The sequence below is a fragment of the Nocardia sp. NPDC058519 genome, assembly GCF_042719755.1.
GTDB lineage: Bacteria > Actinomycetota > Actinomycetes > Mycobacteriales > Mycobacteriaceae > Nocardia.
This window is the reverse complement of sequence record NZ_JBHXNK010000037.1, coordinates 48,884-64,582: the sequence shown is the minus strand read 5'-3', so window position 1 is coordinate 64,582 and position 15,699 is coordinate 48,884. Positions and strand designations below refer to the sequence as shown.

At 67.9% G+C, this 15,699-nt stretch carries 20 protein-coding genes; 7 read left to right on the top strand and 13 right to left on the bottom strand.

What is annotated here, in order from left to right; genetic code table 11:
- Nucleotides 1-156 precede the first annotated feature (156 nt).
- From trpA to ACFWPK_RS30035, 5 genes are all read right to left on the bottom strand, one after another.
- Nucleotides 157-957, bottom strand: coding sequence for a tryptophan synthase subunit alpha (gene trpA, locus ACFWPK_RS30055; RefSeq protein WP_378921483.1), 801 nt, complete (start codon nucleotides 955-957; stop codon nucleotides 157-159).
- Nucleotides 954-2,222 carry a tryptophan synthase subunit beta gene (trpB, locus tag ACFWPK_RS30050; RefSeq protein ID WP_378921481.1) on the bottom strand — a complete coding sequence of 423 codons (1,269 nt, stop codon included), beginning with the start codon at nucleotides 2,220-2,222 and terminating at the stop codon, nucleotides 954-956. The genes trpA and trpB overlap by 4 nt, the downstream gene beginning before the upstream one ends.
- Entirely contained in the window at nucleotides 2,219-3,040 is an 822-nt protein-coding gene (gene trpC / locus ACFWPK_RS30045) for an indole-3-glycerol phosphate synthase TrpC (RefSeq protein WP_378921480.1), read from the bottom strand. The genes trpB and trpC overlap by 4 nt, the downstream gene beginning before the upstream one ends.
- 124 nt (nucleotides 3,041-3,164) lie before the next feature.
- On the bottom strand, nucleotides 3,165-3,923 hold the full coding sequence (locus ACFWPK_RS30040) for a TIGR02234 family membrane protein (RefSeq protein WP_378921478.1): 759 nt from the start codon (nucleotides 3,921-3,923) through the stop codon (nucleotides 3,165-3,167).
- Nucleotides 3,920-5,458, bottom strand: coding sequence for an anthranilate synthase component I (locus tag ACFWPK_RS30035; protein ID WP_378921476.1), 1,539 nt, complete (start codon nucleotides 5,456-5,458; stop codon nucleotides 3,920-3,922). The genes ACFWPK_RS30040 and ACFWPK_RS30035 overlap by 4 nt, the downstream gene beginning before the upstream one ends.
- A 133-nt stretch (nucleotides 5,459-5,591) precedes the next feature.
- Between ACFWPK_RS30035 and ACFWPK_RS30030 the strand changes: the two genes are divergently transcribed.
- The 4 genes from ACFWPK_RS30030 to ACFWPK_RS30015 all read left to right on the top strand — a co-directional run bounded on the left by ACFWPK_RS30030 (nucleotide 5,592) and on the right by ACFWPK_RS30015 (nucleotide 7,665).
- Nucleotides 5,592-5,870: a hypothetical protein gene (locus ACFWPK_RS30030; RefSeq protein ID WP_378921474.1), complete on the top strand. Its 279-nt coding sequence runs from the start codon at nucleotides 5,592-5,594 to the stop codon at nucleotides 5,868-5,870.
- A 72-nt stretch (nucleotides 5,871-5,942) separates the two neighbouring features.
- A complete protein-coding gene (locus tag ACFWPK_RS30025; RefSeq protein ID WP_378921472.1) occupies nucleotides 5,943-6,413 on the top strand; it encodes a peroxiredoxin in 471 nt (156 codons plus the stop codon).
- A gap of 67 nt (nucleotides 6,414-6,480) precedes the next feature.
- Nucleotides 6,481-7,053, top strand: a complete 573-nt coding sequence (locus ACFWPK_RS30020) for a permease (protein ID WP_378921470.1) — start codon at nucleotides 6,481-6,483, stop codon at nucleotides 7,051-7,053.
- A 144-nt stretch (nucleotides 7,054-7,197) separates the two neighbouring features.
- Nucleotides 7,198-7,665 carry a MarR family winged helix-turn-helix transcriptional regulator gene (locus ACFWPK_RS30015; RefSeq protein WP_378921468.1) on the top strand — a complete coding sequence of 156 codons (468 nt, stop codon included), beginning with the start codon at nucleotides 7,198-7,200 and terminating at the stop codon, nucleotides 7,663-7,665.
- On the opposite strand, the gene hisI is transcribed toward ACFWPK_RS30015, so the two are convergent.
- Both hisI and ACFWPK_RS30005 read right to left on the bottom strand, forming a co-directional pair.
- The gene (hisI, locus tag ACFWPK_RS30010) at nucleotides 7,662-8,006 is read right to left on the bottom strand and encodes a phosphoribosyl-AMP cyclohydrolase (RefSeq protein WP_378921466.1); all 345 of its coding nucleotides are present in this window, start codon (nucleotides 8,004-8,006) and stop codon (nucleotides 7,662-7,664) included. The genes ACFWPK_RS30015 and hisI overlap by 4 nt on opposite strands.
- Nucleotides 8,003-8,341, bottom strand: a complete 339-nt coding sequence (locus ACFWPK_RS30005) for a PucR family transcriptional regulator (RefSeq protein ID WP_378921464.1) — start codon at nucleotides 8,339-8,341, stop codon at nucleotides 8,003-8,005. Before ACFWPK_RS30005 ends, hisI begins: the two co-directional genes overlap by 4 nt.
- Here ACFWPK_RS30005 and ACFWPK_RS30000 point away from each other — a divergent pair.
- Nucleotides 8,336-8,989, top strand: coding sequence for a hypothetical protein (locus ACFWPK_RS30000; protein ID WP_378921462.1), 654 nt, complete (start codon nucleotides 8,336-8,338; stop codon nucleotides 8,987-8,989). The genes ACFWPK_RS30005 and ACFWPK_RS30000 overlap by 6 nt on opposite strands.
- Nucleotides 8,990-8,996: 7 nt before the next feature.
- Here ACFWPK_RS30000 and hisF read toward each other — a convergent pair whose 3' ends face one another.
- The 5 genes from hisF to ACFWPK_RS29975 form a co-directional block, all read right to left on the bottom strand.
- On the bottom strand, nucleotides 8,997-9,797 hold the full coding sequence (gene hisF / locus ACFWPK_RS29995) for an imidazole glycerol phosphate synthase subunit HisF (RefSeq protein WP_378921460.1): 801 nt from the start codon (nucleotides 9,795-9,797) through the stop codon (nucleotides 8,997-8,999).
- Nucleotides 9,798-9,923: 126 nt separating this feature from the next.
- A complete protein-coding gene (locus ACFWPK_RS29990) occupies nucleotides 9,924-11,066 on the bottom strand; it encodes an RNA-guided endonuclease InsQ/TnpB family protein (protein ID WP_378921458.1) in 1,143 nt (380 codons plus the stop codon).
- Nucleotides 11,067-11,096: 30 nt separating this feature from the next.
- Entirely contained in the window at nucleotides 11,097-11,942 is an 846-nt protein-coding gene (locus tag ACFWPK_RS29985; RefSeq protein ID WP_378921456.1) for an inositol monophosphatase family protein, read from the bottom strand.
- Between the two features lie 8 nt (nucleotides 11,943-11,950).
- Nucleotides 11,951-12,682, bottom strand: a complete 732-nt coding sequence (priA, locus tag ACFWPK_RS29980) for a bifunctional 1-(5-phosphoribosyl)-5-((5-phosphoribosylamino)methylideneamino)imidazole-4-carboxamide isomerase/phosphoribosylanthranilate isomerase PriA (protein ID WP_378921454.1) — start codon at nucleotides 12,680-12,682, stop codon at nucleotides 11,951-11,953.
- Nucleotides 12,683-12,763: 81 nt separating this feature from the next.
- Nucleotides 12,764-13,249, bottom strand: coding sequence for a carboxymuconolactone decarboxylase family protein (locus ACFWPK_RS29975; protein WP_378921452.1), 486 nt, complete (start codon nucleotides 13,247-13,249; stop codon nucleotides 12,764-12,766).
- 167 nt (nucleotides 13,250-13,416) lie between these two features.
- Between ACFWPK_RS29975 and ACFWPK_RS29970 the strand changes: the two genes are divergently transcribed.
- Both ACFWPK_RS29970 and ACFWPK_RS29965 read left to right on the top strand, forming a co-directional pair.
- Nucleotides 13,417-14,322 carry an RNA polymerase sigma-70 factor gene (locus tag ACFWPK_RS29970; protein WP_378921450.1) on the top strand — a complete coding sequence of 302 codons (906 nt, stop codon included), beginning with the start codon at nucleotides 13,417-13,419 and terminating at the stop codon, nucleotides 14,320-14,322.
- A 104-nt stretch (nucleotides 14,323-14,426) separates the two neighbouring features.
- Complete coding sequence (locus tag ACFWPK_RS29965; protein WP_378921448.1) at nucleotides 14,427-14,891, top strand: hypothetical protein; 465 nt, start codon at nucleotides 14,427-14,429, stop codon at nucleotides 14,889-14,891.
- On the opposite strand, the gene ACFWPK_RS29960 is transcribed toward ACFWPK_RS29965, so the two are convergent.
- Entirely contained in the window at nucleotides 14,892-15,494 is a 603-nt protein-coding gene (locus ACFWPK_RS29960) for a maleylpyruvate isomerase family mycothiol-dependent enzyme (RefSeq protein WP_378921446.1), read from the bottom strand.
- Nucleotides 15,495-15,699: the final 205 nt, after the last annotated feature.

Here is a 15,699-nt window from a genome sequence, read left to right as displayed (position 1 = left end):
GTTGCTTGCTCCTTCGTCGCGTACGCAACGGCGTCTAACCGGCGACCCGGCCGCGGACCCGGCCACTTCGTGGCCGCCGCTCCCTAAGGGTCGCGGGTGCGGGGCTGGGAATGCGGTCATGGGGGAGCCCGGGCAGTGCCGGGGGCGGGAGTGCAGTCAGGAGCGAACGGTCGCCGAACGCACACCCTCGGCCAGTTCGGCCGTCAGCGCGCGGACCGCGTCCAGGCCTTCCGGCACGGCCGAGACCAGCGCCGATCCGACGATGACACCGTCGGCGTACGCGGCGATCTCGGCGGCCTGCGCGCCCGAGCGCACGCCGAGGCCGACGCCGATCGGGATGTCGGAGTGCGCGCGGATTCGCGAGCACAGCGCAGGCGCGGCCGAGGAGACCGCCTCGCGAGCACCGGTCACACCCATGGTCGAGGCCGCGTAGATGAAACCGCGCGAGGCCTCGAGGGTCTTGACCAGACGCTCTTCGGTCGAGGACGGTGCGACCAGGAAGATGCGATCCAGGTTGTGGGTGGCCGAGGCGATGAACCAGTCGTCGGCCTCGTCGGGGATGAGGTTCGGCGTGATGATCCCGGCGCCACCGGCCGCGGCCAGGTCGCGGGCGAAGGTGTCGACGCCGTATTGGAGCACCGGGTTCCAGTAGCTCATCACCACGGCCTGACCACCGGCGTCGGAGATCGCCTCGACGACGGAGAACACGTCGCGCACGCGCACCCCACCGCGCAGCGCCTGCTCGGCGGCGGCCTGGATGACCGGGCCGTCCATCACGGGATCGGAGTAGGCGACGCCCACTTCGACGATGTCGCAACCGGATTCGACCAGTGCGCGGCAGGCGGCGATGGATCCGGCGAGGTCGGGATAGCCCGCGGGCAGGTAGCCGATCAGGGCGGCCCGACCTTCGTTACGCGCGGCGGCGAAGGTGTTCGCGAGGCGGGACTGCTGACTCACTGCTTGTTCTCCTCGGCGGCGTCGTCATCGAACAGACCGAACCAGCGGCCCGCGGTGTCCATGTCCTTGTCACCACGACCGGACAGGTTGACCAGGATGACCGCGCCCTCGCCGAGCTCGTAGCCCAGCTTCAGCGCGCCCGCCACGGCGTGCGCGGACTCGATCGCCGGGATGATGCCCTCGGTGCGCGAGAGCAGCAGCAGCGCGTCCATCGCCTCGGTGTCGGTGATCGGCCGGTATTCGGTGCGGCCGATGTCCTTGAGGTGGGCGTGCTCTGGGCCGACGCCCGGGTAGTCCAGACCGGCCGAGATCGAATGCGATTCGATGGTCTGGCCGTCCTCGTCCTGCAGCAGGTACGAGTAGGCGCCCTGGAACGCGCCGGGCGTGCCACCGGTGAAGGTGGCGGCGTGGCGTCCGGTTTCGACGCCGTCACCGGCCGCCTCGAAACCGACCAGGCGCACACCGGCGTCGGGAATGAAGGCGTGGAAGATGCCGATGGCGTTGGAACCACCGCCGACGCAGGCCACGACGGCATCGGGCAGCTTGCCCGCCTGCTCCGGAAGCTGGATCTGCTCGCGCGCTTCCAGGCCGATCACGCGCTGGAAATCACGAACGAGCAGCGGGAACGGGTGCGGACCCGCTGCGGTGCCGAAGCAGTAGAACGTGTCGTCGGCGTTGCTGACCCAGTCGCGCAACGCCTCGTTGATCGCGTCCTTGAGGGTCTGCGAACCCGTGGTCACCGGAATCACCTCGGCGCCGAGCAGCCGCATGCGGGCCACGTTGAGCGCCTGGCGGGCGGTGTCGACCGCGCCCATGTAGATCACGCAGTCGAGGCCGAGCAGCGCGCACGCGGTGGCGGTGGCGACGCCGTGCTGACCCGCACCGGTCTCGGCGATGACCCGGCCCTTGCCCATCCGCTTGGCGAGCAATGCCTGGCCGAGCACATTGTTGATCTTGTGCGAGCCGGTGTGGTTGAGGTCCTCGCGCTTGAGGAAGATCCGCGCGCCACCGGCGTGCTCGGCCAGCCTGGTGCATTCGAACACCGGCGAAGGGCGGCCGGTGTAGTCGCGCTGCAACCGGTCGAGCTCGTCGAGGAAGGTGCGATCGGTGCGGATCTTGTCGTACTCGGCGGTGACCTCTTCGATCACGGCCATCAGCGCCTCGGGGACGTGCCGTCCGCCGTAGACGCCGAAGTGGCCGCCCGCGTCGGGTTCGTAGTCGGAGTGCTGCGCGACACCGGCGCTCGCCGGGGGAAGCACCGTCACCGGATGCTCCGCCGGGCAGGCTTCGGGCAGGACGGGTGCGTACCGGCGGTCACCAGCTCGGACACCGCCGATCGCGGGTTACCGCTGGTCACCAGGCCCTCGCCGACGAGCACGGCGTCGGCGCCCGCACCGGCGTAGGCCAGCAGGTCGGCGGTGCCGCGGATGCCGGACTCGGCCACCCGGATGACCTCCGAGGGCAGGCCGGGCGCGATCCGCGCGAACACATCGCGGTCGACTTCGAGGGTCTTGAGGTTGCGCGCGTTGATGCCGATCACCGTCGCACCGGCTTCGAGGGCGCGGTCGGCCTCTTCCTCGGTGTGCACCTCCACCAGGGCGGTCATGCCGAGGGATTCGGTGCGGTCGATCAGCGAGGCCAGCACGTCCTGTTCGAGCGCGGCCACGATCAGCAGGATCACGTCGGCGCCGTGGGCACGGGCCTCGTGGATCTGGTACGGGCCGACGACGAAGTCCTTGCGCAGCACCGGGATGTTCACGGCGGCGCGCACGGCATCGAGATCGTCGAGCGATCCGCCGAAGCGGCGGCCCTCGGTGAGCACGCTGATGATGCGCGCGCCACCGTCTTCGTAGGCCTTGGCCAGCACGGCGGGATCGGGGATGTCGGCCAGCGCACCCTTGGAGGGGCTGGCGCGCTTCACCTCGGCGATGACACCGATTCCGTCCTCGTGCAGCGCGGCGTATGCATCCAGCGGTCCCTTGACCGCGGCGGCAGCAGCTTTGATCGCTTGAAAATCGAGGAGGGCTTCGCGAGCGGCAACATCCGCCCGGACCCCGTCGAGAATCGAGTCGAGTACCGTCATCTGGCTCGAATCCTTTCTGGGGAGACGCACTTCTCGCCCGAGAGTCCCCTCAGGCGCTGTCTCACCGATGCTGGTAAAGAATAAATGCCCGCCGCGCGTGTCACTGCGGCGGGGGTGCTGCCGGTCACTTGTTCTCCTCGACCGGACCGTGGCCGGTGCCGGGGGTATCGGAGGTGTCGGTCGGGTCGGTACCCGCGTCGAGCGCGTCCCACAGCACCCGGTCCGACAGTGGCGCCGCGGTTCCGGTCTCCGCGTTCTGTTTGTTCACCGCGGCGCTGGCATCGGCACGGCGGAACACCGGGTTGTCGTATTTGCCGGAGAGCTCGGCGCGTTCGCCGGTTCGGCGGGCGAGCAGGATGCCAGCGGCCAGTGCCAGGATAGCGGCGAGGATCGACAGGATCGCCGGTCCCAGGTGCGTGTCGGCGCCGCTGACGACCGCGCGCACCGGCAGTTCGGCCAGGGTGCCCGCACGGTCGGCGGTATTGCCCGCCCCGACGGCCAGCGCGAAGCCCGGCACCGCGGCGGCCGCCGCGACCACCGAGATCACCACCCCGAGCAGCTGACGCAGCACGCCCTTGACCGCGAACACCGCCGCGATCGAGGCGACCAGCACCAGGGCGAGCGGGGTGAGCGCGCCGAACCACACGCCACCGTTGAGGTGGTCGGTGCGCGGTTCGGTGAGGCCGTCGGCCGAGTGCACCGTCACCCATGTCATCCGCGAGGCCGCCCACAGCCCCGCCGCGGCCAGCGCGAGCAGCACGACCGGAATTATCGGTTTGGCCGCCGGAGCGGGCGTCCTGGCCGTGGTGTCCGGCGCGGTCGGCCCGTCGACGTCCGCCGGGGCGGGGTTACCGGTGTCGTCTTCGCCGGGCGTGGCCGTCATAGGTCCCCGCCTTCGTAGGTGCGCAGGGTCTGTGCCGCCGCGATCGCCTTGAGCACCGCCATGGCCTTGTTGCGGGCCTCGGTGTCCTCGTAGACCGGATCGGAGTCGGCGACCACGCCCGCGCCCGCCTGCACGTAGGCGGTGCCGTCTTTGAGCAGGGCGGTACGGATGGCGATGGCGGTGTCGGCGTCACCGGCGAAGTCGAGATAGCCGACCACGCCGCCGTAGACGCCGCGCCGGGTCGGTTCCAGCTCCTCGATCAGCTCCATCGCCCGCACCTTCGGCGCACCGGACAGGGTGCCCGCCGGGAAGCAGGCCCGCACCGCGTCGAGCGCGACCTTGCCGTCGGCGAGCTGGCCGGACACCGTCGAGACCAGGTGCATCACGTGGCTGTACCGCTCGACGTGGCGGTACTGGGTGACCTTGACCGTGCCGGGACGACAGACCCGGCCCAGGTCGTTGCGGCCGAGGTCGACGAGCATCAGGTGCTCGGCGTTCTCCTTCTCGTCGGCGAGGAGGTCCTTCTCGAGCAGGATGTCGTCCTCGGCGCTGTCGCCGCGCCAGCGGGTGCCCGCGATCGGATGCGTCGTCGCCACCCCGTCTTTCACGGTGACCAGCGATTCGGGACTCGAGCCGACGATGGAGAACGCGGTGCCACCCTCATCGTCGGGGATGTGCATCAGATACATGTACGGGCTCGGGTTCGAGGCCCGAAGCATCCGGTAGACCGCGAGCGGGGAACCGGTGTAGTCCATTTCGAAGCGCTGCGAGAGCACCACCTGGAACGCCTCGCCCGCCTCGATCTCCTTGATCAGGCGGCGCACGCCCGCACCGAATTCCTCGGTGGTGCGCCTGCGCAGGAACTGCGGTTCGGGCCGGTCGAAGACCGACACCGTCGAGGTCGCGGGTGCGGCCAGCGCGGCGGTCATCCGGTCGAGCCGGGCGACGGCGTCGTCGTAGGCGGCGTCGACCCTGGAGTCGGTGCCGTCCCAGTTCACCGCGTTGGCGATGAGGGTGATCGCGCCCTCGTGGTGGTCGAACGCGGCCAGATCAGTGGCCAGCATCAGCACCAGCTCGGGCAGCCGCAGATCGTCGGCGGCCAGCTCGGGCAGCCGTTCGATCCGGCGCACCGCGTCGTAGCCGAGATAGCCGACCATGCCACCGGTAAGCGGCGGCAGACCGGGCAGCCGTTCGGTGCGCAGCAGTTCGAGCGTCTCGTGCAGCACGCGCAGCGGGTCACCACCGCTGGGTGCGTCGGCGGGCACCGTGCCGAGCCAGGTGGCTTCCCCGTCGACGACGGTCAGCGCCGACGGGCTACCCGCGCCGATGAACGACCAGCGCGACCAGGACCGCCCGTTCTCCGCGGATTCGAACAGGAAGGTGCCCGGCCGGTCGCCTGCCAGTTTGGAATAGGCCGAGAGCGGAGTTTCGGAGTCCGCCAGCACCTTTCGGGTCACCGGGACGACCCGGTGCTCGGCGGCGAGCAGCCGGAACTGTTCGCGGGTCGTGGTGGTTGGTGTCGACGCGCCCTGCATTCGCCCATCATCCCAGGCGCGCCGCCGACGACGCGCGCGGACCCGACCCCGCGCCGAATCGGGCGGTGACCGGCATCACTACACTCGCGCGGGTTCCACGTCGCATGCGGTAATCCCCTTTCCGAGAGGAGCAATGTTGTACCCCTCGCACCAGGGCGCACAGGACGGCCGGCTGGCCGTCCCGTCGCAGCAGCACCACGGTCCCGGCCAGCAGGCGGTGACGGCGAACGCGATCCATTCGTTCGTCACCTATGCCAAGGCCATCCAGGACCTCGACAAGAAGAACTTCCCCGACGAGTACGCCGGGCACAGCGACCGCATCCGCGAGCTGGAACCGCTGCTACGCGCGCACGGCATCCTCGACGTGATGCAGATCCGCAATCCCGACGTCGCGGCGCTGCTCGGGCAATAGGCCCCGCAGATCCCCGTTCGCGGCGCGAACGGGGATCTTCCTAACTCGGCCACCGGTGGTTACTGTCTGGGCATGCAGCCAGGCCAGCGCGCTCCGCAGTTCGAGCTCCCCGATCAGTCCGCCCAGCTCCGCTCGCTCGACGGCTTGCTCGCCGAGGGCCCGCTGGTGCTGTTCTTCTACCCCGCCGCCAATACCCCCGTGTGCACCGCCGAGGCCTGCCACTTCCGCGATCTGAGCGGTGAGTTCGCCGCGCTGGGCGCCTCGTGCGTCGGCATCAGCACCGACAGCACCGAGGTGCAGGCGGGCTTCGCCACCAAGCAGCGCCTGGATTACCCCGTGCTGTCCGACAGCGACGGCGCGGTGGCCGCCGAATTCGGCGTGAAGCGTGGACTGCTCGGCAAGCTCGCCCCGGTCAAACGGCACACCTTCGTCATCGACACCGACCGCACGATCCTGAAGATCATCACCGGCGAACTGCGGGCGGCCGTCCATGCCGACGAAGCACTCGCCTTCCTGCGCGAACGCAGCACCACCCCGGAGTAGTACCGACCGAAGAATCGCCGGGCGCCGGATCGACGCCCGGCGACCCCGACACACTTACGCTGGGCAGATGACAACCGGCGAGGTGCAGTCGAGCGGTCAGAAATCCACCGCCGTCCTATGGCGTAACCGGGCGATCATGGCGCTCGCCACGCTGGTGGTGCTGGTGATCGCCTACTTCATCCTGTCCTCGTTCATCCCCCGATGGTGGGCACAGCGGCTGGCCAACGTCGTGCACGGCAGTTTCAGCTCGGGCATCTGGTGGGGTCTGGTGTACGGATTCCTGTTCACCCTGCTGCCCCTGCTGCTGCTGGTCTTCGCGGTGCGGGTCTGGAAGCGCAAGGGCGGCAAGTTCATCGCGGGCGCGGCGGTGATCGTCGCCCTGGCTTGCTCGCTGCCGAATCTGATGACCTTGACGATCGTGCTCGGTGGCAACAATGCCGCACACGCCGGTCAGCGCATTCTCGATGTCGACGCGCCGGCGTTCCGCGGCGCCTGCCTGGTCGGCGCCATCATCGCGGCGGTGGTGTTCGCACTGGTGCTCGCACTGATGGGCAAGCGTGGACTCACCCGTCACAAGGCCGCCAAGGCCGCGGCACGCCCGCCAGAGCCCACCATGCCGCCGATGACCGGCGACCGGTAGCCGTTATCGGCGACCTCGCGGTGATGTGAGTGACCTCACGACCACCACCATCTCGCGGACGCCACAGCGACGTCGTGGCAAACTCTTTCTCGTGCGCGCCTCACTCCACCATGTCCGCCGTCCGGCCGCGAGGCAGTACCGGCGATGACTCAGTGGCTCGACCCCGTCGAACAGCGCGCGTGGCAGGCGATCGTCGCGCTCATGACCCGGATTCCCGGCGCATTGGACACACGATTGCAACGCGAGTCCGGGCTTACCCATTTCGAGTTCCGGGTACTCAGCCTGCTCTCGGAGGAGGCGGGCCATCGCCTGCAATTGAGTGATCTCGCCCACAAGGCAAATGCGTCGCTATCGCGACTGTCACATGTGGTGTCGAAACTGGAACGCCTCGGCTGGGCGCGACGCGACACCACCGCGGGCAGACGCGGGGTGTACGCGGTACTCACCGACGCGGGATTCGAGAAGGTGATCGAAGCCGCACCCGGCTATGTGGATGCCGTACGCAGGCTCGTTCTCGACGGTCTCACCGATAAGCAGACCGCGCAACTGGCGGTGCTCGGGGAAACGCTGTCCGACCGGCTGAATCGGATCCTCGCCGAAGACGGCGACTAGTCCGCGGCGAGCAGTAAGTCGGTATCGAAGCAGGTGTGGGTGCCGGTGTGGCAGGCCGCGCCTTCCTGATCGACGATCAGCAGCAGCGTGTCGCCGTCGCAATCCAGACGCACCTCGTGCACGTACTGGGTGTGCCCGGAGGTCTCGCCCTTGACCCAGTACTGCTGACGCGAGCGCGAATAGTAGGTCGCCTGACGGGTTTCCAGCGTGCGGGCCAGCGCCTCATCGTCCATCCACGCCATCATCAGCACGTCCCCGGTCGCCTTTTCCTGGGCGATCGCGGCGATCAGTCCGTCCTCGGTGCGCTTGAGGCGGGCGGCGACGGCGGGGTCCAGGCTCATGCCTCGTTTATAACAGCAGCCAGTTCGATGGCCACCAGCAGTTCGACGAGGTCGTTCACGCTGCGCACATTCCGGCCGGTGAGCTCCTGGATCCGGCCGAGCCGGTACTTGGCCGTATTGAGGTGGATGTGGAGAGTGTCGGCGGCTTCGCGCAGATTCATGTCGGCGGCGGCGAACGCGCGGATCGTCTCGGCCAGCGTCCCGTTGGTACCGCCCGACCGATCAACGCCGACAACACAATCGCGGTTTCGGCATCGGGTGATTCGACAGTCCGGACGGCGACTGCCTACTATCGCGGCGATCGAAGTTCGTACACCAGGGGGATTCTCATGCATCCGCAGCAGCCGTACCAGCCAGGCTATCCGCAACAGACTCACCAGCCCGGGGCTCAACCGGGCCAGCCGTACCAGCCGGGCTATCCGCAACAGGCCGATCACCCGGGTCAGCCGCAGCAGTACGGGTCCAGTGCGCGGGCCGATGGTTCGATCGACGTCGCCTACGTCTGTGACGACAAGACCGCGCGGCGCCTAAGCCGCGGCGCTGCCCTGGTCAACTGGCTGCTCCCGGCCAAGTTGTGGCTGCTGCTCGCGATTCCCGCGTTCCTGCTCGCCCGTGGAACCGTCTCGCTGGTGACCAACGGCGGCGACGCCGAATTCGGTGAGATGATGGGCGCGTTCTTCGTCGTGCTCGGCTTCGAGTTCGTGTGCGTCGTCCTGATCACCGGCTGGCAGCTGGCCCGGGTGAGCCCGAGATTCACCGCCGTGGCCGGACCCGGATATCGAATCACCGCGCACTACACCCACGACACGATGCACCTGCAACAGACCACCGGAGCAGTCGCCAACCGCTATGCCGACTTCAAACGGGTCAGGGTCATCGGCGACGTAGTGTTCCTGCAGCCCAACGGAACCCAAGGCTTCATGCTTCCCTGCGAGATCGTACCTGACGCCGCGCTCGCCCGGCTGCGTGGCGGTCGGGCCTGAGCATGCGTCAGCGGACGGTGATGCCGTCCGCGCGCATCGCGTTCTTCACCTGGCCGATGGTGAGGTCGCCGAAGTGGAACACGCTCGCGGCCAGTACCGCGTCGGCGCCGGCGTGCACGGCGGGCGGGAAGTGTTCGACCGCGCCCGCGCCGCCGCTGGCGATCACCGGTACGCGCACCGCGGCGCGCACCGCGGTGATCATCGGCAGATCGAAACCGGCTTTGGTGCCGTCGGCGTCCATGGAGTTCAACAGGATCTCGCCCACGCCGAGTTCGGCGCCGCGGATGGCCCATTCGACGGCGTCGATGCCGGTGCCGCGCTTGCCGCCGTGGGTGGTGACCTCCCAGCCGGACGGGGTGTCGGGCTCACCGTCGGGCACGGTGCGCGCGTCGACCGAGAGCACGATGCACTGGGCGCCGAAGCGCTGCGACATCTCGAACAGCACTTCGGGGCGGGCGATGGCGGCGGTGTTCACCGACACCTTGTCCGCGCCGGCGCGCAGCAGCCGGTCGACGTCGTCGACCGTGCGCACGCCGCCGCCGACGGTGAGCGGGATGAAGATCTGTTCGGCGGTGCGGGTCACCACATCGAGCATGGTGCCGCGGTCGCCGGTGGAGGCGGTGACGTCGAGGAAGGTCAGCTCGTCGGCGCCCTGGGCGTCGTAGGTCGCGGCCAGTTCCACCGGGTCGCCCGCGTCGCGCAGGTTCTGGAAGTTGACGCCCTTGACCACCCGACCGGCATCGACGTCAAGGCACGGGATCACGCGGACCGCCAGGGTGCTCGGTCGTTCGTCGGTGCGCGGTGTCATGGGGTTCGCCCTCGTTCTTCTTCTTCTTCGCTGACGGTGCAATTGACTTCCTCCCCGCCCTGAAGGACTGGGATTCTCCACCTCACGGCAGCGGGTTCCTGTTTCATCGACAGTTGCCTCCCCGCGTTAGCCGCGGGACGGTCTCACACCATCTCCGCAGGCGAGCACGGCCAGCCCGGCCGCACGTATGTTCTTGGCAGCGTTGATATCCCGATCGTGGACTGTGCCACACAGGCACGTCCACTCCCGGATAACCAACGCCATCTTGTCCACGATCCGCCCGCACGTCGAACACGACTTGCTGGACGGATAGAACCGGTCGATCGCCACAACCGTGCGCCCGTACCAGTCCGCCTTGTACTCCAGCATCGACCGGAACTCCGACCAGCTGGCATCGGAGATCGCCCGTGCCAACTTCCGATTTCGGACCATGTTCCGCACACTCAAATCCTCGATGGCGATCACTTGGTTTTCGCGCACCAAACGAGTAGAGAGTTTGTGCAGATGGTCGCGGCGACGATCCGCGATCCGAGCATGAATACGAGCCACCTTCAACCGAGTCTTCGCGCGATTCGCGGAGCCCTTCAGCTTCTTCGCCAGCACCCGCTGAGCTTTCGCCAGACGGGCGCGGTCGGCCTTCTCGTGCCGAGGGTTGGAGATCTTCTCCCCAGTCGAGAGCGCGTACAGGGTAGTGATGCCCGCATCGAGCCCGACTGTCGTATCGGTCGGCGGATGCTCGGCGATCGCGTCCTCGACCAGGATCGAAATGTGGTAGCGACCCGCCGCGTCCTTCGAGACGGTTACCTGCGACGGCACCGCACCTTCGGGCAGTGGGCGCGACCAACGGACGTCGAGCGGTTCGGTCTGCTTCGCGAGCTTGATCCGACCGTCCCGGTAGGTGAAACAGTTCGAGAAGTAGGTGGCCGAATCCTTCGACTTGCCACGCTTCTTGAACTTCGGGTATGCCGTCTGCTTGCGCCAGAACTTGTCGAACGCGCCTTGCAGATTCTGCAACGCGACCTGCAACGGCCCCTTCGAGGGATCGGTGAGCCAGTCGGTTTCGGGATCGCGCTTCCAGGCGGTGAGCATCTTGCTCGTGTCGACGTAATTGACGCGCCGCTGCTCCTGGATCCACGCGCGTGAGCGTTCCGCGAGCGCTCGGTTGTAGACGTAGCGGACGCAACCGAAGGTCCGGGCGAGCTGCTGAGCTTGCTCGTCTGTCGGATAGAAGCGGTACTTGAACGCCCGCTTCACCACCTTCGATGCCATGAGTGAGATGATCGCACATTAGTTTTTCACTCATTGATCCGCTATCCCCGCCGTAAACGACGGGGTCTGCGCACTACGTTCCTCGATCATTTCCAGCAGCTCTGCGTGCACGCCCGGCGCGGCGGCCAGCACCGAGCCGGAGGTGATCGTCCACGGCGCGCCCGCGAGGTCGGTGACCACGCCACCCGCGGCGCGCACCAGCGCGACCCCGGCCGCGTTGTCCCACGGATGATGCCCGAAGACCACTGCGCCGCCGAGCACCCCGGACGCGGTGAACGCCAGGTCGATGCCGGTGGCGCCGTGCATACGCACCCGCGAGGACAACCGGCTCAAGGCACCGAGCAGGTCGAATCGGAACTGACCGGGGATGCGGCCTGCCGAGTCCAGGTTGAAGGCGCCGAACCCGATCATGGAGTTGGCTAGTTTGCCCGGTTCCAGCGGCGGCGACGCCACCCCGTCGAGGTAGAGCGGCCCACCGCTCACCGCGGCGTAGCGGCGGCCGAGCATGGGCAGCCAGGTCAGGCCGATCACCGGTTCGCCTTCGTGCACCAGCGCCAGCAGGGTGCCCGACATGGGGTGGCCGGAGGAGTAGTTGAAGGTGCCGTCGATCGGATCGAGCACCCAGGCCGTGCCCGAGGTGAGCGCGGGCCCACCGAATTCCTCACCGTGCACCGCGATGCCGGTGCGCTGCTGGAGCTCGGCGGAGATGGTGCGTTCCAGCTCGAGATCGAGTTCGGTGGCGAAGTCGTTGCGGCCCTTGGTCACCGCGCTCGGCGCGCCGAGACCTTCGACGAAACGCGGGACCACGCCGTCGAGGGTCTGGGTGGCGACGGTCAGCAGGTCGGTCAGTTCGGCGGTGCTCGGCGTGGCGGTCATCGGCGGTGTCAGCGCACCGCGGCCAGGGCTTCGGGCAGTGTGAACCGGCCCGCGTACAACGCCTTGCCGATGATCGCGCCCTCCACACCGTCTTCGGCCAGGCCCGCGATGGCGACGAGGTCGTCGAGCACCGAGATACCGCCGGAGGCGACCACGGGTGCGTCGGCGGCGTTGGCGACCTCGCTCAGCAGCTCGAGGTTGGGTCCGGTCAGCGTGCCGTCCTTGGAGACGTCGGTGACGACATAGCGCGCGCAACCGTCGCGCTCGAGGCGTTCGAGCACCTCCCACAGGTCACCGCCGTCGGTCACCCAGCCCCGGCCGCGCAGCCGCCACTGCCCGTCGATCTGCTTCACGTCGAGCCCGACCGCGATCCGGTCGCCGTACTCACCGAGCACCCGGGCACACCACTGCGGGTTCTCGATCGCCGCGGTGCCGATGTTCACCCGCGCGCACCCGGTCGCCAGCGCCGCCTTCAGCGAATCGTCGTCACGGATACCACCGGACAGTTCGACCTTGACGTCGAGCTCGCCGACGACCTGGGCGATCAGTTCGCGATTGCTCCCCTTGCCGAAGGCCGCGTCCAGATCGACCAGATGCACCCACTCGGCCCCCGCTCGCTGCCACGCCAGCGCGGCGTCCCGAGGCGACCCGTAGCTGGTTTCGCTACCGGCCTCCCCTTGCACAAGGCGCACGGCCTCACCATTGGCGACATCGACAGCGGGCAACAGCACAAGACTCACGCATTCAGACTAGTAGGTCTGTGTCGCCGTTCCCGCAACGGTCCGCGGCGGTGAGGCCCGTGTCACGCGAACCTTGCGTGGTCAGCCTGCCACGGCCTCGAACATGCCGGGCTCGTAGGCACCGCCCTGCTGGCGCAGGATGACACCGAGCCGGTTGGCCGCGTTGATCTGGGCCACCACGGCGACCAGGGCGGCGAGCTGCTCGTCGTCGTAGTGCTCGCGCACCTGGGCCCAGGTCTCGTCGGACACACCATGAGCGGCATCGGCGACGCGGGTACCTTCCTCGGCCACTGCGAGCGCCGCGCGTTCCGCGTCGGTGAACACGGTCGACTCACGCCATGCGGCAACAAGATTGATCCGTGTCGCGGACTCTCCGGCGTGGGCGAGGTCCTTGCTGTGCGCGTCGGTGCAGTAGCCGCAGCCGTTGATCTGGCTGACGCGCAACATCACCAGGTCCTGGGTGGCTTTGGGCAGGGTCGACTGCACCAGCGCCAGGCTGGCATTGCCGAACCGCTTGGCGAACTTGGCGCCGACCTCGGTGTCGAAGAGGTTGAATCGGGATTCCATGACGTGTTCCTCACTGGTAGTGCTGAATCGAACGACCATGAGACGACGGCGACCGGACCTCCGTAACACCTCGTCGACGTGAGCCGTGCCACTGCGCATCGGTGTTACGCAACGGCGCCGGCCGGCGTCTGGTGTGCGACACATCCGAGCGGAAACAGGAGCTACCCATGGCGGCGCAGACCACGCCCGACGGCAGTGCACAAGCAACCGAGGTGTTCGTCGCCCATCGCAATCTGCTGTTCACCGTCGCCTACGAGATGCTCGGCTCGGCCGCCGACGCCGAAGACGTCCTGCAGGAAACATGGCTGCGCTGGGTACGCGTCGACCTCGACACGGTGCTGGATCGGCGCGCCTACCTGGTGAGGATCACGACCCGCCAATCGCTCGACCGGCTGCGCACGCTCGGCCGTCGCAGGGAATCCTACGTCGGTCCCTGGCTACCCGAACCGCTACTGACCACGCCCGACGTGGCCGAGGACATCGAATTGGCCGAGAGCGTCTCGATGGCGATGCTGCTGGTCCTGGAAACGCTCACCCCGATCGAGCGAGCGGTGTTCGTACTCCGCGAAGTGTTCGACCTGGACTACGACGAAATCGCCGACGCCGTCGACAAAACCCCAGCCGCCGTCCGCCAGCTGGCCTACCGTGCCCGTGCCCACGTCGCTGCCCGCCGCCCGCGCGAGATCGTGTCCGCGAACGAGTCCCGTGATGCGCTCGCGGCGTTCCAGCGGGCGATCGAGACCGGCGATCTGCGCAACCTGCTCGACCTGCTCGCGCCGGATGTCGTCTTCCTCGGCGACGGCGGCGGAATCAAACAGGCCGCACTCGCGCCCATCGTGGGAGCCGACCTGGTCGCCGCCTTGCTCACTGCCAGTGTGCCGAGGATCGGCGCCGAGATGACCGTCGAACCAGCCCAGCTCAACGGCCACCCGGCGCTGATCCTTCGGCTCGACGGTGCGATCGACACGGTCTTCGCGGTCCGCATCGATGACGGGCTCATCACCGGCCTCTACTCCGTACGCAATCCCGACAAGCTGTCACGGACGGAGACAGAGACCATACTGCGGCGCTGAATCCTATTGACCGGGAACAGATTACGGACCATGTCGGTGGTTATGGATACAGTTCGAGCCGACGCGCGGGTCCGCGTCGTCTGAACCGATCAAAGGAAGATTTTGTGTCTCGTATAGGCGTACTGAGTGGGTTGCTTGGTTCGATCGCGCTGGCGGCGGTGATCGTCGCACCGAACGCGGTGGCGGGTCCGCCGGATGCGGCCAGACTCGCCGGCTGCGATTTCGGCCGTGAAATCTCGACCTACGACCATGCGCACGACCTCGACGGCTACTTCGAGCGCGTCCTCGACCGCAGCACCGGCGCGTTCCACGCCGAGTTCGCCCAGTCCAGGGACGCGCTGGCAGGAGCCATGCGCCAAGCAGAGGTTCGCTCCACCGCCGAAAACGTCACCTGCGGTGTTGTCAGCGGTGATTTCCTCAACGCCGAGATCTTGGTGACGATGACACAGCTCCGTTCCAACCTGAACAACCCCGAAACCGAGCGCCTCAACATGGCCATCAATGTGAAACTGACCAACGTCTGGGGCCGTTGGCTCGCCCACGAACTCGATTCCCCGCTGCTGAAGTAATCAGCCGTGGCGGCGGCGGAGTTCGGGGAGTCCGCCGCCGGTGAGGTCGTCGAGCGCGACGGTGCGGCCGACCATGGCCAGGGCGATGGCCTCGCCGGGGCCGCGGACTTCCGGGCCGTCGCCCGAGGACCAGTCGACATCGGTGGCGACGAAACGCAGGCCCTTGGTGAATCTGCCGGGGAGGGCGAACGGGTCGGGGTAGCCGAGGACCGCGATGAGGCGGTCGGCGGGGATGGTTCGCGGGCGGGCGAGCGGGCGGCGGATGTCCTGGTGGTGGACCACGAGGTCGGAGAGCATGAGCCGGGGCGAGTACTTCGACAGGCGACCCGACTCCTTGTCGAGCTTGTCCACCAGCTGCGCGGTCGTCAGCTCCGAGAACGACTGTGCGAGTGCGTTATTGGTGCGGCTCACCGAGCCACGACTCTTCACCACGACCGCCGCGTAGCTCAGCGGACTCAACGTGTCCTGCAGCAGATGCCCGACGACATCACGAACCCGCCACCCCGCGCACAGCGACGGCGTCTCCCACTCCTGCTCGCTCAACCCCCGCAGCAGTTCGACCAGTTCGGCCCGTTCGTCGAGCAACATCCCCCGATAACTCATACCGCCACCCTAGTCGCACCGACCGCCGTCCGAAATCATTCCGCGGTCGGATTCTCGTGGGCGAGCAACGATTAGAAATCCGCGATCCACCCAGCCCGGCTGACCTGCTCCGACCCTTCGAAGTCGACCGAACGAGCGTGCCGCCCCGCTGCGACAATGGACGCCGCGCCGCTGCCCACCCCATCGCAGGGCAGCGCCTCCACGA

Bases quoted from the DNA above. Each gene is read 5' to 3' on its own strand.
- trpC (WP_378921480.1), bottom strand. From the start codon at position 3,040: ATGACGGTACTCGACTCGATTCTCGACGGGGTCCGGGCGGATGTTGCC.
- ACFWPK_RS30040 (WP_378921478.1), bottom strand. From the start codon at position 3,923: ATGACGGCCACGCCCGGCGAAGACGACACCGGTAACCCCGCCCCGGCG.
- ACFWPK_RS30035 (WP_378921476.1), bottom strand. From the start codon at position 5,458: ATGCAGGGCGCGTCGACACCAACCACCACGACCCGCGAACAGTTCCGG.
- ACFWPK_RS30030 (WP_378921474.1), top strand. From the start codon at position 5,592: ATGTTGTACCCCTCGCACCAGGGCGCACAGGACGGCCGGCTGGCCGTC.
- ACFWPK_RS30025 (WP_378921472.1), top strand. From the start codon at position 5,943: ATGCAGCCAGGCCAGCGCGCTCCGCAGTTCGAGCTCCCCGATCAGTCC.
- ACFWPK_RS30020 (WP_378921470.1), top strand. From the start codon at position 6,481: ATGACAACCGGCGAGGTGCAGTCGAGCGGTCAGAAATCCACCGCCGTC.
- ACFWPK_RS30015 (WP_378921468.1), top strand. From the start codon at position 7,198: ATGACTCAGTGGCTCGACCCCGTCGAACAGCGCGCGTGGCAGGCGATC.
- hisI (WP_378921466.1), bottom strand. From the start codon at position 8,006: ATGAGCCTGGACCCCGCCGTCGCCGCCCGCCTCAAGCGCACCGAGGAC.
- ACFWPK_RS30000 (WP_378921462.1), top strand. From the start codon at position 8,336: ATGCATCCGCAGCAGCCGTACCAGCCAGGCTATCCGCAACAGACTCAC.
- ACFWPK_RS30005 (WP_378921464.1), bottom strand. From the start codon at position 8,341: ATGCATGAGAATCCCCCTGGTGTACGAACTTCGATCGCCGCGATAGTA.
- hisF (WP_378921460.1), bottom strand. From the start codon at position 9,797: ATGACACCGCGCACCGACGAACGACCGAGCACCCTGGCGGTCCGCGTG.
- ACFWPK_RS29990 (WP_378921458.1), bottom strand. From the start codon at position 11,066: ATGGCATCGAAGGTGGTGAAGCGGGCGTTCAAGTACCGCTTCTATCCG.
- ACFWPK_RS29985 (WP_378921456.1), bottom strand. From the start codon at position 11,942: ATGACCGCCACGCCGAGCACCGCCGAACTGACCGACCTGCTGACCGTC.
- ACFWPK_RS29975 (WP_378921452.1), bottom strand. From the start codon at position 13,249: ATGGAATCCCGATTCAACCTCTTCGACACCGAGGTCGGCGCCAAGTTC.
- ACFWPK_RS29970 (WP_378921450.1), top strand. From the start codon at position 13,417: ATGGCGGCGCAGACCACGCCCGACGGCAGTGCACAAGCAACCGAGGTG.
- ACFWPK_RS29960 (WP_378921446.1), bottom strand. From the start codon at position 15,494: ATGAGTTATCGGGGGATGTTGCTCGACGAACGGGCCGAACTGGTCGAA.